Annotated in this window: 11 protein-coding genes; 7 read left to right on the top strand and 4 right to left on the bottom strand. The window is 48.6% G+C overall.

Annotated features, from left to right (window positions below):
- Window positions 1–118 precede the first annotated feature (118 nt).
- The 5 genes from MKY82_RS15465 to ureC all read left to right on the top strand — a co-directional run bounded on the left by MKY82_RS15465 (window position 119) and on the right by ureC (window position 6,409).
- Window positions 119–1,618, top strand: coding sequence for a spore germination protein (locus MKY82_RS15465; protein ID WP_259445289.1), 1,500 nt, complete (start codon window positions 119–121; stop codon window positions 1,616–1,618).
- A gap of 6 nt (window positions 1,619–1,624) precedes the next feature.
- Window positions 1,625–2,701, top strand: a complete 1,077-nt coding sequence (locus tag MKY82_RS15460) for a GerAB/ArcD/ProY family transporter (protein WP_220685351.1) — start codon at window positions 1,625–1,627, stop codon at window positions 2,699–2,701.
- Window positions 2,702–2,707: 6 nt separating this feature from the next.
- Window positions 2,708–3,814 carry a Ger(x)C family spore germination protein gene (locus MKY82_RS15455; RefSeq protein WP_220685352.1) on the top strand — a complete coding sequence of 369 codons (1,107 nt, stop codon included), beginning with the start codon at window positions 2,708–2,710 and terminating at the stop codon, window positions 3,812–3,814.
- 238 nt (window positions 3,815–4,052) lie between these two features.
- On the top strand, window positions 4,053–4,700 hold the full coding sequence (ureA, locus tag MKY82_RS15450; protein ID WP_339296513.1) for an urease subunit gamma: 648 nt from the start codon (window positions 4,053–4,055) through the stop codon (window positions 4,698–4,700).
- A complete protein-coding gene (gene ureC / locus MKY82_RS15445; RefSeq protein WP_339296512.1) occupies window positions 4,697–6,409 on the top strand; it encodes an urease subunit alpha in 1,713 nt (570 codons plus the stop codon). The genes ureA and ureC overlap by 4 nt, the downstream gene beginning before the upstream one ends.
- 112 nt (window positions 6,410–6,521) lie before the next feature.
- Here the strand turns inward: ureC and MKY82_RS15440 are convergent, their stop codons facing one another.
- Both MKY82_RS15440 and MKY82_RS15435 read right to left on the bottom strand, forming a co-directional pair.
- Window positions 6,522–7,595: an acyl-CoA dehydrogenase gene (locus MKY82_RS15440; RefSeq protein WP_339296511.1), complete on the bottom strand. Its 1,074-nt coding sequence runs from the start codon at window positions 7,593–7,595 to the stop codon at window positions 6,522–6,524.
- Window positions 7,596–7,670: 75 nt separating this feature from the next.
- The gene (locus MKY82_RS15435; protein ID WP_339296510.1) at window positions 7,671–9,482 is read right to left on the bottom strand and encodes a DUF3658 domain-containing protein; all 1,812 of its coding nucleotides are present in this window, start codon (window positions 9,480–9,482) and stop codon (window positions 7,671–7,673) included.
- 626 nt (window positions 9,483–10,108) lie between these two features.
- Here MKY82_RS15435 and MKY82_RS15430 point away from each other — a divergent pair.
- Complete coding sequence (locus tag MKY82_RS15430; protein WP_339296509.1) at window positions 10,109–11,041, top strand: glycosyltransferase family 2 protein; 933 nt, start codon at window positions 10,109–10,111, stop codon at window positions 11,039–11,041.
- On the opposite strand, the gene MKY82_RS15425 is transcribed toward MKY82_RS15430, so the two are convergent.
- Together MKY82_RS15425 and MKY82_RS15420 are read right to left on the bottom strand one after the other, a co-directional pair.
- Window positions 11,015–11,218: a hypothetical protein gene (locus MKY82_RS15425; protein WP_071220647.1), complete on the bottom strand. Its 204-nt coding sequence runs from the start codon at window positions 11,216–11,218 to the stop codon at window positions 11,015–11,017. The genes MKY82_RS15430 and MKY82_RS15425 overlap by 27 nt on opposite strands.
- 25 nt (window positions 11,219–11,243) lie before the next feature.
- The gene (locus MKY82_RS15420; protein WP_339296508.1) at window positions 11,244–11,708 is read right to left on the bottom strand and encodes a hypothetical protein; all 465 of its coding nucleotides are present in this window, start codon (window positions 11,706–11,708) and stop codon (window positions 11,244–11,246) included.
- A gap of 238 nt (window positions 11,709–11,946) precedes the next feature.
- Here MKY82_RS15420 and MKY82_RS15415 point away from each other — a divergent pair, with 238 nt between their 5' ends.
- Window positions 11,947–14,550, top strand: coding sequence for a glycosyltransferase (locus MKY82_RS15415; RefSeq protein ID WP_339296507.1), 2,604 nt, complete (start codon window positions 11,947–11,949; stop codon window positions 14,548–14,550).
- The last annotated feature ends 20 nt before the right edge of the window (window positions 14,551–14,570 follow it).

Genomic DNA, 14,570 nt, shown 5'->3' with positions numbered 1-14,570 from the left:
GCCTAGGATTCCCGCTAACGGTCTTCCTAATTCGATATGGGATTCGTTGGATAGATCCAGGGCAAAGTACGCACACTATGACAGACTATGCAGGAATCCGAGGTGTAAAGACGTGGGAATGAAGCAGAAGTTAAAATCCATCTTTCTGGTCAACCATGAGCATGCCGATAAAGGTCCGGCTCAAGAAAATCAACAGGACCCTCATCCTCAGGAGGGAGCAACGCTGACACTGCAGCATATCATCGATCAATTTGATCATGCCGCCGATTTTGTCCATAAATCCTATCTTAATGAACGTCTGCATGTTCTGTATTTCAGTCATTTAGTCAATGAGGATCGGCTGGAGCGTGATCTGCTTCCCCCTGTGTTGACCGCTGAAGCGCCGCTTGCGTTGTTAACGGAACAATCCCAATTTAAACCAGTAACGGAAACCAAAAAATGTGTTGAAGGCATTCTTAGCGGCATGGCGGCTATCTTTTACGAGGAAAATGCATTCATGATCGATGTCATATTCCCGGTGTCCCGTACGGTTGCAGAATCCGAAACGGAATCCATCATTATTGGGCCGCACGAGGCGTTTACCGAGCAAGCTTATACGAATCTGTCTTTAATTCGAAAGAGAGTTCAGAGTTCTCATCTCAAAGTCATTAAACTTTCCGTAGGAGAAGTCACGAAATCAGATGTGTATGTTCTATACGTCAAGGACATCACGAATGAGAAATATGTAAATGAAGTGATAAAGCGAATTAAGGATATTGAAATCGATGCTATACATGATACGAACATGCTTATTCAGTGCATTGATGATGCTCCGTATTCGATCTTCGCGCAATTTCTGACCACCGAGCGGCCGGATACGATTGCATCCAAGCTGGTTTCAGGTCGAGTCGTCGGGATTATGGACGGGAGTCCAACTGCCTTCAGCGCTCCGGTCAACTTTTTTGAGTTCTTCTCATCCTCCGATGATTATTACCAGAGGTGGAGCATTGGTACAGCGACCTTGTTCCTGAGGTTTGCAGCGCTCATCATCACGGTGACATTGACGGCCCTTTACGTCTCGGTGACTTCCTTTCACTATGAAATGATTCCACAGAATCTACTCCTGACATTAACCGAGTCCAGAAGCAGAGTGCCTTTCCCCCCGATCTTTGAAGCGCTTCTGATGGAGACAACCATTGAGCTTCTAAGGGAGGCCGGGGCCAGACTGCCTACCAAGATCGGTCAGACCATTGGTATCGTAGGCGGTATCGTTATTGGACAAGCTGCCGTCCAGGCAGGATTAACCAGTAACATTCTGATTATTGCCGTCGCTTCCTCGGCTATTGCCTCCTTTGTTATTCCCAATTATGTCATGAGCGCTTCTTTTCGCCTGCTCCGATTCGGGCTCATTATTATGGCAGGATTTTGGGGCAATCTGGGCCTGGCCTTTGGACTGGCGTATATCGTCATTCACCTTAGCGGTTTGACGAGTATTGGCAGCTCTTATTTATCGCCAATTGCTCCTTTTGAACCCTATGACTGGAAAGACGTATTTATGAGGCTGCCTTTTTCCGCCCTGGCCAAGCGGCCAACTCAAGTTAAAGCGAGAAACAAAGTGAAGTTAAAAATGAAGAGGTGAGGACATTTGAAAGAAAAACTATCCCAATTTCATACAGCAATCCTCATCTATATGATTCAAACGGGCGTCTACGTATTCAGCATCGCGCAGATCGAAGCCCAGTATTTCGGGACCAATGGCTGGCTTATTGTGATCCCGATATCCATTCTGATCTGTCTCAATATTTACCTAATGTCTTGGGTGTATCGGTTGGGCAAAGGGCAATCGATCTTTGAAATACTGGAGAAAAGCATCCCAAAGTTCATCCTGGTCCCCTTCTATCTGGGTTTTAGCATAGTATGGGCACTAATCGGCTGTCTCGTTGCCAAGGAATATGTGCTGATCTTTCAGATGTTTGCCTTTCCGACAACCGACCCGATGGCATTCAAGATTGCGATCGATGTTCTAGCCTTTATGCTGCTGACCAAAGGGCTCTATAACATTTCCAAGGCTTCGACCGTTTTCTTCTGGTGCACTATTTGGTTGAGTTTGCTGCTTATTTACTATACTGAGGAATTCAGATTCGAGCGATTAACGCCTTATATTTTTCAAGACAACAGCAATATGACCGAAGGATTCTTTCATATCTATTTGGCATATATGGGATATGAGCTGTGTTTACTATTGTTTCCCTACACCGATAAGAAGACAAAATTGTTCAGGGCCGTTATTTACGGTCATCTTATTCGTACAGTATCCTACGTTCTCTTGGGTTTTGTCTCGTTCGGAGTCATTGGCAGCGATATGCTGAAGGTTATGTTGTTTCCGTTACTCGATTTATTGGCTTATATCAAGCTGCCGTTCATGGAGCGAATTGAGAATCTCTTCTACGGCTTCTTCCTGTTCACCACCATCATCACCCTCGTCCTTTACTTTTGGGCAGCCGGTGAGAGCACCCAACGAGTTTTCCCAAAGATCAAGATCAATGTTCACTATTTCTTTATCATTCTTTTTGCCTTGCTCATATCCTACATTCCAACCGTATTGAATACCATCCGAGAATGGATTTTGTATCTGGGTTATATCCAGATCGGATTCGCCTATATTGTACCGGTGATACTAATCATTCTGCTGCTATGGCAGCGGCGAAAAAAGGCAGCGTGATGTGATATGTTAAAAAAATGTTCATACTTGCTCCTCCTGCTGTGTATCATCCCTTTATCAGCTTGCGGAGATCAACGGATTCTGGAAGACCTGGGTTTCATCCAGACCACCAGTTATGATTTGATGCCGGATGGAAAGCTAGCCATTTCGGTCTCCATTCCGCAAGCGGATCCGGAAACCACCGCTAAACGGGAGGTATTGACGGCGACCGCCAATAGCAGCAAAGAGGCGAAAATGATCATGTCCAGGAGAACGGGTATGCTGCTGGTAAGCGGGCAGATCCGCAACGTATTGTTCGGTCTTTCGATGGCGGAAAATGGACTGCACGGACATCTGGACACCTTGTTCAGGGATCCCTCCATTTCATCACAGGTCAAAGTGAGTGTGGTTGAAGGTAATGCAGGCGAACTTTTGATCGAAGATTACAGGCAGCATCCCCGTACAGGTCGATATATCGACATGCTGCTTGAAAAAGAAGCACTGGGGCAGACGATTCCAAAGGTAACTTTATTCAACTTTGCCAGGGATTTTTTCGATCAGGGTATAGATCCTGTTGCTCCGATTCTTAAGAAGCATGAGAATAATTACATTACGACGAATGGAATCGCATTATTTCGAGATGATCGTTATGTAACGAAGATCGAACCTCAGGATGCAATGGTCTTCGCTTTTCTGAAAGGCAAATTCAGAGATGGCCAAATAAATATTGAACTAGCGGAGCCCGGTGACGCGAAGGAAAACGTCATGTTCAGTTCATTGATCAGCTCACGTAAAGTGAAAGTCACCCGTGGAGCTCAGGGCGTTGACAAAGTGACGTATCATATTAAAGTGACCGGCACTGTTCTGGAATACATCGGCGATGCCAGATTGAGCAATGATCGGGAACGGCATGAGCTGGAGAAGCGAATCAGTAAGTATATTTCGAAAAAAGGCGATGCCATCATTACGCTCATGAAACAGCATCAGGTAGATAACCTCGGAATAGGAACGGTTGTCCGTAACCGCGTTGGCTATGCGCAGTGGAAAAAGATGAACTGGCGAAAGGAGCTTCAGAAGCTGCCGGTGGAATGTTTGGTTGAAGTGCATATTAAAGATTACGGCAAGTTTCGATAAAATGGGAAAGGCCCGAATAGGGTCTTTTTTTTGTGCTTATAAGAAATCCTCTATCCCGCTTGGAGTAAATCTGATAGTGAAGTGAAGTTAATGTAATAATATCTTACATTAATATTGACTATTTATTTGGGTAGTGCTACATTTATCCAAAACAAACACCATTATGCATCATTATCTTTATACACACCACTCAGTGTGTAAAGTATTCTAACAAATACAATGTGAAGGAGTGGCCAGGATGCATCTCACTTACCAGGAAAGAGACAAATTATTGCTTTTCCTCGCGTCGGAATTAGCGCAGAAACGGTTAGCCCGCGGGTTGAAATTGAACTACCCTGAAGCGGCCGCACTCATTTCAGGTTATGTTGTTGAAGGAGCTCGTGATGGTAAGTCTGTAGCCGAATTAATGGAAAAAGCGCGTCATGTGCTGTCAGCGGATCAAGTGATGGACGGCGTCGCCCACTTGCTTAGGGAAGTCCAGGTCGAAGCCACCTTTGTGGATGGTACCAAGCTGGTCAGCGTTCATGACCCGATTCTTCAAGGCGCGTCAGACGCACCCGGCATTATTGCAGGCGAATACGACCTGCGAGATGAGCCGATTGAGCTGGTACCCGGCCGACCTCGCATTACGCGTGAAGTCACCAACAGTGGAGACCGACCGATTCAGGTAGGGTCGCACTTCCATTTTTACGAATGCAATCCCGCCTTGTTATTCGAGCGGAACGGCACGCAGGGATACAGGCTAGACATTGCTTCCGGATTGTCGACCAGGTTCGAACCCGGGGAAACCTTGGAGGTCACACTTGTTCAAATTGGCGGCACCCAGGAGATTCACGGTTTTGCAGGGTTAACGAACGGAAAAATCAATGGGGTGGTGAGCTTATGACAACAATTGATCGTGCTACCTATGCCAGCATGTACGGGCCAACAATTGGGGATCGGGTTAGGCTGGCCGACACCTCCCTCTGGCTTGAGATCGAGAAGGATTATACCGTCTACGGGGATGAATGCGTGTTTGGCGGCGGTAAAGTGATACGTGACGGCATGGGGCAGCATCCCCTCGCGACCCGCGCGGAAGGCGCACTGGATCTGGTCATTACGAATGCCATCATTATCGATACTTGGGGAATTGTTAAAGCGGATATCGGGATCAAGGACGGGTTCATCTGCGGTATCGGAAAAGCGGGAAATCCACTCATGATGGATGGGGTCACCGAAGGTATGATTATCGGTGTGGGCACCGAAGTTATCTCCGCCGAGAACATGATCGTAACAGCTGGCGGTGTGGATTCGCATGTGCACTTCATTAGTCCACAGCAAGTCGAAATCGCGCTCCAAAGCGGTGTCACTACCTTTGTTGGGGGAGGCACCGGGCCTGCTACGGGAACTCTGGCAACCAATTGTACTTCCGGGGTATGGAATCTGCAGCGGATGCTGCAGGCGACGGATGCTCTTCCGATAAATATGGTTTTTCTGGGCCGCGGGAATAGCAGCCGTCCGGAAGCGCTGGCGGAACAAGTCCATGCAGGTGCGGCCGGACTCAAAATTCACGAAGACTGGGGCAGCACGCCCTATGTGATTGACAAATGTCTAAATGTTGCCGAAGAACTGGATGTGCAGGTTAACATCCATACCGATACACTGAATGAAGCGGGTTTTGTTGAAGACAGCTTGCGATCCTTTAACGGCCGGGCGATTCATACCTATCATACCGAGGGTGCGGGAGGCGGTCACGCCCCTGATCTGCTGCGGGTAGCATCCATGCCGAATGTCCTCCCTTCCTCGACCAGTCCGACCATGCCCTATACGGTAAATACGGTTGACGAACATCTGGATATGCTGATGATTTGCCATCATCTTGATCCGCGTATTCCGGAGGATGTTGCCTTTGCCGCATCAAGGATCCGGGCAGAGACCATTGGGGCTGAAGATATTCTCCATGACATTGGCGCAATCAGCATGACCAGCTCCGATTCACAAGCGATGGGCCGTGTTGGTGAAGTCGCTATCCGTACATGGCAAACGGCGGACAAAGTGAAACAACAGCGCGGTTCGCTAGGATCGGATACGAAATCGGACAATTTCCGAATCAAGCGCTACATCGCCAAATACACCATTAACCCTGCCATGACCCATGGCATATCCGATTACGTTGGCTCCATCGAAGTCGGGAAAATGGCCGACCTCGTACTCTGGAAACCCGCCTTCTTCGGAGCCAAGCCGGAGATCGTACTGAAGAGCGGCATGATTGTACACGCGGTCATGGGCGATCCGAACGCTTCCATCGCTACACCACAGCCTTATATGTATCGGCCGATGTTCGGCAGCTATGGCGGAGCGCAGGCTGCACTAAGCGCAACATTCGTTTCCCAGTCCTCCCTGCAGCTGGGCACGCTTGATCCATTAGGATTGCGCAAACAGCTACTGCCTGTTCGAAACTGCCGAACCGTAAGAAAGGCCGATCTGGTTCACAATGGTGAGACACCAGAAATTATGGTCGATCCAGTGACTTATGCGGTAACCGTTAACGGCGAGAGGCTGACAAGCGCCCCATCCTCCCACCTGCCTTTATCGCAGCGTTATTTCCTGGTTTAACGAATAAGCGAAATAAAATCCTATCAAATGAAGCGAATGTAGATACTCTGGCAATGCCGAAACCTAAAAACCATGAGCTGCTTGGTATGCAGCTCATGGTTTTGCTTCTCCATCAGAAGTTTCTTAGCAGCGAATGCGAGCATGCCGTCTGAAGATCCCTCCAGCAGCGATTGATATCGGCGTCTTCCATCGCAGCGGATAAACCCAACAGCGGGAACATCTGCTGGCCGCAGGATAACGCGGTTTGGGCTGCTGCTATGCTGCGGGCGGTTACCTCTACTTCCGTTGCATTTGATATTTCACCATTACGCAGCAGCTCCTCCCATGAGCTTTCCACCGTTTTATAAAAATCCGAAACAGATAGCTCCAAAGCAGCCTTACGCTCCTCCAGCTTGCTGAACACATGAGAAGAGCTACCTCGCTGTGTCGCAAGCGATTCCGCGGCCTCAAGGAAATGCTCGGCGATGCCCGCTGCGACGCCAGCAAAAGACACTTGGGCAAACGGAAGGAAGGGATATTGATAGATCGTTTCGTTCTCATACGCTTGGATTTCCGTAAGGGAGAACGTCATCTCCACCGGCACGAACGCCTCCACAGCAGATATCGTATGACTCGCCGTTGCCCGCAGTCCGAAGGCATTCCAATCCTCCAGAATCTCGATTTGATCAGGATTCAGAATAAAGGATCGAATATGAGACTCGTCCTGGTCCGCATTCGGTACATCAGCTGCATCTTGTACCGTGGAAGCCGGTTCAATAACTGCATTGGCTGTAAAGGTCGTTGCATAGGTAGAACCGCTGCAATACTTCCAGCTGCCGTTCACAATATATCCGCCATCTACCTGTCTTGCCGTACCTGTTGACATCCCGCTGCCCGCAATCACCGCTTCGCGGTGCGCGAATACGCGGCGGCTCACCTCCCGGCTCATCAGCGCAGCGAAGAATCCTCCACCTGCACCAATCGTAACCAGCCATCCCAGGTTGCCGTCGATCCTGGCACTCTCCTGAAAAATGCGCGCAGCCTCCGGCAGCGATGTCATTCTTCCTTCAAGCTCATCGGGCACAAACAAGTGAAACAAACGATGATCATATATTGCTGCCAACACTTCGGGTGTTACTTGTCGACGCTTGTCCATCCCAAGCGCTTGTTCTCTTATGGTTTGAATCTGCTGTGCTGTAAATAACATAACTCCACCGCTTTCCACTTTCATTTCTCGGTCTGAATGATATAACAATTAAGGCCTTGTTCGAATGTGTTTCATCTATTCTATCGGAGTCGTTTCATCGATCTGGGTTAACACCTTCTCCAGGGAACCCATCAAGGATATACGTTGTTCTTGATGATGTTGATACGAACTCATAAAGTCCTCGATTTGAGATTGTATGCTGGTCGTAACAGCTTCCTGGTTGGTGGAAACAGATGATCCCAGACCCTCTGCATCCAATTGGCGTAGTTCGTCCATGAATCCACTCTCTGCAAGGTTAATTTCCATCATCTCATGCAGCAGCGACTTCAGCTTCACGATCTTAGCCAAGCGTTGTTCATGGCTCCACTGTTCCTCGGAAGTCGATGCATCCACAAGTGATACGCTGTAATTTCGCATGGCATCCAGCTCGCCAGAGTAGGTTAATGCGCCTTCCTGAATCAGGTGACGAACCCGATATTCGATAAAAGAGTCGGAAACGGTTAATTCACCCATGCCGATCACCTCGCCAATAATGCGGGCTGATTTCTTGAAGAACCCATGTCTGGCCTCAAGACGATAAGCGGCTTGCAGTATATCTGCATCATAGTAAGCTTCAGGAACGGTGCACAGCCGCTCGCCTTGAAGGACGCGCAGGAACCCATCGTCGTTTACGAGACGCTGCCAATCCGCACGATAGCCAGCTTGATCCTGCGGCGACAATGGAACTTGCTCTGCTGTGTCCAGAACGTTTTGAAGTTTATCTGAAGTCATCTCAAACGTACCCCGATACCAACTGTTTGGATCTTGCTGACGATGAACGCTTGTTGCATTTACCAGTATGACTTCAGGATGATCTGGTATCAAAGACAACAACCTGCGTAAACCTAGCTGTTCCGAGGCGGAATCCCCTGCCCAAACCAAGCACGGCACCTCCTTCAGCTGCTGGGGCCAAGTAAGCCAAGCGAAGGCTGCTTGCAGTATCCCTAACTTCCTGTCATCCGCATGCGCAATGCTGTATCGTTCCTGAAACCACTTATTTCGGGTAGTGAACGAACGGGAGAAATCATGGTCGTTTGGAAGCGGCCCTACCATAAGGTTATCGCCCAATGTAACCACGATCTCTCCCGGTTTCGAGCGCAGCATCATCTTTAACGACCCTGCCGTTGAATCATCGAAGGCAATATGGACACGTGATACATTACGGCGATGAATCGGGGATTCGTGCAGGTAGGCTTCATTCCCCATCGCCCACTCTTTATCGAATAACTGGAGAAAGAGCTCGAGACTTTGATGCTTGCCATCTGCCAGCAGCCTTGCCGATTCCGTATTCATTTTATCCTTCAGCTTCAGAAGCTTTTCATGGAAATGGTTAACGGCCGTGCTTTTGCCTTTTCGATATTCCTCTTGTGTCATATGCTCCCGAAGGGAAATGTATGGATCGTACATGCTTTGACCCTTCCATCCGGAATAAGCGAAAGTACGGGCAATCCCGATTGCACCAATCGCATCCAGACGATCTGCATCCTGTACAATTCGCCCTTCCAATGTACGCATGGCGCTCCCCGTTCCGCCTGAGAACGACATCGTACTAATAATCTCCAACACGTTCTCCTGGTCAGATGCTTCAACACCGGCTTGGTTCAACCATTGCTGAACCCGCTCGTAACCCGCTTCCTTTGATTCATTCAGCTTCTCATCAGCAACGTCATGCAGGTAGGCTGACAACTCACATATGTATGCATTCGCCCCTTCAAGATAAGCTAGGAGTCGGGCGATGCGGGTGACACGCTGAACATGCCACCAATCATGACCGCTGGAATCTTGTCCATGCACGGAACGTGCAAAATCTTGAGCTTGCTGAATGATATGACTATGAGTCGATTTCATCTGATTTATTTTCCCCAATCTAAAGGTTCCGGCTTTTGCCTCTAGGTTCTATTATTCCCGATTTACTAGAGCGTCGCAACTTAGAGAATGTTATAGGCTGTTGTATCCGCCTAGCGCTTGCGGGCATACGATAAACAGGATTGGGTTGACGAATTGGGTTTAACAACGGCCAAGACAAGATAGAAAGGAACTGAACGGTTATGCTGGTGTTTATTCTTCCAGGTTCATATCCCCATTTAAGCGAGAATACCGCAGCTTCGATAAAACGCGTTTGCCCCGATGCCCTTCCTGTGATAATTCCTAGCGAAGAAGTGACCGCATCGATCCTAAATGAGACACTTGCCCGGGAGATTAAGCCGTGGTTCATAACGCTCCATGCCGGAGATACTGTCCAGCCTCATGCCAAGGAAGAGATTGAACGTTGGCTAAGGTCCTGTAGCGAGTACTCTGCCGGCTATATCATGAATCCAGCTTCGAGTATAGATCAGTTGTCACCATCTAGGAACAGATACGTTTCACCTTTACGCATTCCCCGTGGTCCGCTGTTATGGCGCACGAAGACTGTCATGACAGGACAGACACCGGGTTTCAGAACTAGAGAGCAGTTGCCATTCCAGAGGTACGTATTGATCGATAAACAATTCGAGTTATCCACGCGGTATGAATGGACGGAAGTTGATTCCGATGGATTCTTGTACCTTCAACGCCAGACGCCCTCCTGGATGAAAGAAGCTGAGGAATGGCAGGCCTTATTCCCTCTTCTCGAAGCTGGTGCCCAAGCTCAATCACAGCCACCGGATATTGACTGCCCTCCTCTGGTGACTATTGCTTTGTGCACCTATAATGATGGCGCATATCTTCCTTGGGCTGTGCGGTCCGTTTTAGCGCAGACCCTCGGGGCATGGGAGCTTGTGATTCTCGATGACGGGTCAACCGATGCAGAGACCGCACATTATCTGATGAGACTGCCTCAGGATCCACGCATTAAGCTGATTCGGCAAGAAGAGAATAAAGGCAAATCACGAGCTCTGAACAAAATATTGAAAATAGCAAAAGCCCCCTGGTTATTGGAGCTGGATGCCGATGACTGGCTTGCTCCTGATGCGCTGGAGATCCTCCTGAGGGAGGCTGGCAGCCAACAGGATACGGCCGTCGTTTATGCTAATCATACGGAGTGGCTGGAACGCGCAAATAAACAGCTCGTGTATCAAGGAGTTAAAGCAGCGCCCTCTTCCTTGTCTCCTTATGTGCTGCTGCACGAGGCCCCAGCCGTAGCTCCGCGCATGTTCAATGTTCCTATACTTAAGCAGGTCGACGGCTGGGATCCTCATACTCTCTTTGAAGGGAGATTGTATGAGGATATCGGACAATTAATGAAGCTATCCGGTACACACAAGCTATGCCACGTGGCGGAGGCGCTATACCACCGAAGACTACGAATGACCAGCTTGACGCATCGACACCCCCATCATTACTTGAAATGGAGGAATTCCATGATTGACGAGACCGAAACACTGAAACATGGCCATCCTTCAGAGAGGCAGAATGCGCACGAATGAAATACTCTCATTAAGCACAGTGACCACTTGAGAGGTAGGGATATAATTCGAGCTTACCACTTCCACTGTAATTAATCCGTCTGCTGAGGATCGTAACTGACCTTGCAGAAATTGATTGACCTGAACAACCTCTACCGTTCTGCCCACGAAAGTAGCCAGAATTTCTGAAAAGTCCATACTATCTGCTTCCTCCCATCTTTTATCAAGCGATAGACAAGAAACTGCGGAGCGGGATTATGACGATACTACCGTTCGGCTCTGCAATCTGAACATAATCTTCTCCAATCGCGATCAGCGTTCCGAATATGGTACCTGCCGTTGTTTCCACTGTAACCCGGCTGTTCAACCTGCCTCTTAAAAAAGCAATGATGCTGCTGCCTGGACCTACCCCTGGACCTACTCCTGGACCTACTCCTGGACCTGCACCTGGACCTGCACCTGGACTTGCTCCACCTCGTAAACCGTTCACCTGCTCTTGAAGCGCATTTAGCCGTTCATTCAATCGAGCAATCTGCAATCGGATTCCTGCAATACTGCGGATGAGCTTTCGACGCAGAGATAAAAATTTACTCCATATCGAATACGAGGTTTTTTTACGCTTTTTCTTTTTTCGGACTGTGATTTCTTTGCATCCCTCATCAAGACTCCTGTTCCAGTATCTCCTCACAAGTGCCCCTCCCTTTGTTTGGTCATTGGTACCTTATGTGAATGCCGGGACAATGGCTACCTGGAAGGTCAAAGATAAGGAAATGGCCTAAATTCCTGGACACCGGAAGCCTGCAATCAGTGGTGCCCTTTCCAATCTTTCCCGGTATTTCCCCTTCATCTGGTGTTCTACCCATACAGATATTTGGAATGATACATAGTTTGTTAAATAGACCCTTGCACCAGAGAGGAGGCTAACCTTGAATAAAATCAAGCCTTACCGCCGACGTAAATCTTCAACCCATCGCTCGGCCTTGCGTCAATGGAAACAGCGCCAACTTGCTTTGAAATATATCCGAAGGAAGCGATCCGCTCCACCTCCAACTCCCGCGTACACATTACCAATGACATACCCGCGATCCATACAACTTATGGATCAGGCACCTGTCCAGGCCGTGGACGTAAGCATGCCCGCTGGGGAGCAGCCCGAGCCTGGTACGATGCCGTTGTACGACATCATGCGGTTTCCCGTCATTGATTGGCAGTTCCGATGGCAGCGCCCCCAGCAGATGTCAGAGCAATTCGCTCAGCAGGGGCATCGAGTGTTCTACGTAAATCCCGAGATTGTAGGGTTAGGAAAAGAGGAAGCGTCAAGAGAAGAAATCAGCCGTCAGGTTAAGGTTAAAAATATTGATCGTAATATATGGCTGGTTACCTTATGCGCCAATCAGCCTTTGAATTTGTACCGGGATCGAATGGAATACTGGGATATCCAGTATTTGAAGTGGTCGGTAGAGCATGTAAGGGATAAATTTGGATTATCCCAACTGGTCTCCATCGTGGATCTTCCATTCTGGACTCCACTCGTTACCGCTATGGATCAGCATCATATCGTCTACGACTGCATGGATCATCATGCAGGTTTCTCAACGAACGACAAGACAATGCTTCTGCTGGAAGAACAGCTGCTGCAAGAAGCGGGGCTCGTGGTAACAACCTCCCAGCATCTGCATGACTGGGCCTCCCAGTACAATCCTTCGGCTGTACTTATCCGCAATGCAGCAGATACTGCTCACTTCTCGAAGCCGCCTGATGAGGCGCTGCCAGAGCTTGAGTCTATTCATCAGCCGATAATTGGTTACTACGGGGCAATATCCGACTGGTTTGACATTCAGCTGATGGAGTCACTCGCCAGAAGTCGGCCGGATTGGACGTTTGTCCTCATTGGAAATACTTTCGGCTGTGACACCTCGGGGATCGAGGAACTGAGTAACGTATTATTGCTAGGTGAGAAGCCGTACCATGAACTCCCTGCTTATCTGCATCGCTTCCAGGTCGCTTTAATTCCGTTCAAGAAGAACGAGCTGACGCAAGCTACCAATCCAGTTAAGCTGTACGAATATTTGGCAGCAGGCAAGCCGGTCATCTCAACGGAACTTCCTGAAGTGAAAACCGTTGCAGATCACCTGGTCACGATTGCGGATACTCCCGCGCAATTTGAAGAGGCAATTGAAGCTGCCCTTCTACAGTCCGAGCATAGCGTCATTGAACAGCGCCAGCAGTTTGCCGAGCTCAACAACTGGGATCATCGATATGAAGTGCTTCATGGTGATATCGTGCAGTACCTGTTCCCCAAAGTCAGTGTAATCCTGGTTGTTCATAATAACTGGTCTTATACACAGCAATGCCTTCATCGACTCCTTCAACCGGGTCATTATCCGAACCTGGAGATAATCATCGTAGATAATGCCTCAAATGATCAGACATCCGCCTATCTCAGGAGTCAAAATCATCCGCTGATCAAAGTGATCACCTCGCCTACGAATCTCGGTTTTGCCGCTGGCAACACGCTGGGATGCGCGCAATCAAGCGGAGAATTTATCATTCTGCTCAATAATGATACGCTTGTTCCGGATGGAAGCTGGATCTCGCGCCTGCTGAGACCTTTTCAGAAAGACGAAATGTTAGCTATGACGGGTCCGATGTCTAATCACGTGGGGAACGATCAAGCGCTGGATCATTTTATAGGGGATGCTGTTCAAGGCGCTCACCCCCGCTGGCTTAGCGAATTCTACGAGCATTACCGGCGAAGATACCGTTATACCGATCTGCTTGGATTTTTCTGTGTAGCCATTAGGCGGAATGTATGGGAACGTGTAGGGGCACTGGATCCCGCTTATGGACTCGGGATGTTTGAAGACGATGATTATTGTGAACGTGTCCGGAACGCAGGGTACCGCCTGGCCATCGTGGAAGACGCCTTTGTTTATCATCACGGGAGCGTTACGATCAAGAAGCTTAAGAATCATGTCTATAACGAGTTATGGAATAAGAATAAAGCCTATTATGAACAAAAATGGAACAAACCGTGGAGGTCGCCAAAAGGACCGGATAGCATTTTTCATATGGTAGATCGTCCGGATGAAATCGCATCTAGAGTCAATCAAGCCGGAACAAAAGTGGTGCTGGTGCTCGGTCTTACCGTTTGGGAGACCAATTCCAGACGCTGGCAGCAGATTGTGAAGGGTTTGAGCGAGAACGAGAATCTGCTAGTAATTGTGTACACCCATGTATATCATGGCCATCTCATCGTAGGAACCCGAAAAATAGGCCCGCGGCTGTATTTTACAAACCGGATTGATCTGTTCTCGGAGGTTCGATTTGATCAAGTCGTATATTGCGGCTCTACAGATGTCCACCCGCAGGTCCACTCCGATCATTATTGGGTGGATTCCCTAAGCTATCATGAACAGCAGCTCAATTCCTTGCTAACTCAAATATCCAATCTGCAGGTATTGGACCGGGTCGGGGTAACTCAAGCTGTCAGCCACTTATGCTCGTCTGTCCACGCTTCAACAATATGACAACGGAATAATAAAAGTAA

The sequence above is a fragment of the Paenibacillus sp. FSL W7-1279 genome, assembly GCF_037969845.1.
Classification (GTDB): domain Bacteria; phylum Bacillota; class Bacilli; order Paenibacillales; family Paenibacillaceae; genus Paenibacillus_AQ.
Note: the sequence above shows the minus strand (reverse complement) of the source record. Positions and strands in the feature narration are given on the sequence as shown.

Bases quoted from the DNA above. Each gene is read 5' to 3' on its own strand.
- MKY82_RS15465 (WP_259445289.1), top strand. From the start codon at position 119: ATGAAGCAGAAGTTAAAATCCATCTTTCTGGTCAACCATGAGCATGCC.
- MKY82_RS15455 (WP_220685352.1), top strand. From the start codon at position 2,708: ATGTTAAAAAAATGTTCATACTTGCTCCTCCTGCTGTGTATCATCCCT.
- ureA (WP_339296513.1), top strand. From the start codon at position 4,053: ATGCATCTCACTTACCAGGAAAGAGACAAATTATTGCTTTTCCTCGCG.
- ureC (WP_339296512.1), top strand. From the start codon at position 4,697: ATGACAACAATTGATCGTGCTACCTATGCCAGCATGTACGGGCCAACA.
- MKY82_RS15440 (WP_339296511.1), bottom strand. From the start codon at position 7,595: ATGTTATTTACAGCACAGCAGATTCAAACCATAAGAGAACAAGCGCTT.
- MKY82_RS15435 (WP_339296510.1), bottom strand. From the start codon at position 9,482: ATGAAATCGACTCATAGTCATATCATTCAGCAAGCTCAAGATTTTGCA.
- MKY82_RS15425 (WP_071220647.1), bottom strand. From the start codon at position 11,218: ATGGACTTTTCAGAAATTCTGGCTACTTTCGTGGGCAGAACGGTAGAG.